Origin of the sequence: Pantoea sp. V106_11 (assembly GCF_029967885.1) — a bacterium.
Taxonomy (GTDB): domain Bacteria; phylum Pseudomonadota; class Gammaproteobacteria; order Enterobacterales; family Enterobacteriaceae; genus Pantoea; species Pantoea ananatis.
The window spans coordinates 1-672 of sequence record NZ_JASCAK010000015.1; the positions used below are offsets into that span (position 1 = coordinate 1).

Consider the following 672-nt stretch of genomic DNA (forward strand, 5'->3'; position numbering starts at 1 on the left):
GTACCCCAGAAGGTCATTCAGACCCTGATGGGCCACAAGGACGCGAAGTCGACCGAATGGTATACGCGGGTGTTTGCGCTGGACGTGACACGCCAGCTCGGCGTGCGGTTCAGCATGGATGCAGCTCGGGCAAGGGACCTTCTCGGGTAATGATCTGCGCGAATCACTGACACTGCCGCCACGGAAAGGCTTTTACGCAACAGTTATTTTCGGTTTTGTAATGCTGTCGCCCGGACAGTTGCAGTAATGTTTAGCCTCGCAAAGAATAAGAGACGGTGACTTATCCCTCATCAGACGGTTAAGAGGATATTTTTGCAGAACCAACAGGCGCCAGTTAATCTGGTAATTTAACTTAGCTTAACCAGAGTGAAAAGACATCCTGGCCTCGTTGTCAGTCAAGATGCGTGGCCAGACTACAAAGTGCGCAATAGTCACGCATGATCATTCCAGTCTCCAGATGTCTCAGTATCAGTATCTGAAAAGCTTCGTGATGATGTTTATTGCTATCCAGGTCTCCGTGGACTGATGTAGTAGTGGGTGGTCGTCCCTGACTGTAATTATCAAAACTTTTTTTCAAAAATTGAATTGCAGCCTCTGACCAGCCCCCAGTATTAGATACAACCTTCAGTTAGTAATGTCGGTGGGTTTTTCTTCATGTTTCCCGTTTCGCCA

Annotated in this window: 1 pseudogene; it reads left to right on the plus strand. The window is 48.2% G+C overall.

Annotated elements, in window-relative coordinates:
- Window positions 1–150 (plus strand): annotated as a pseudogene (locus QLG08_RS01440) (integrase); the annotation flags it as partial.
- Between the last annotated feature and the right edge of the window lie 522 nt (window positions 151–672).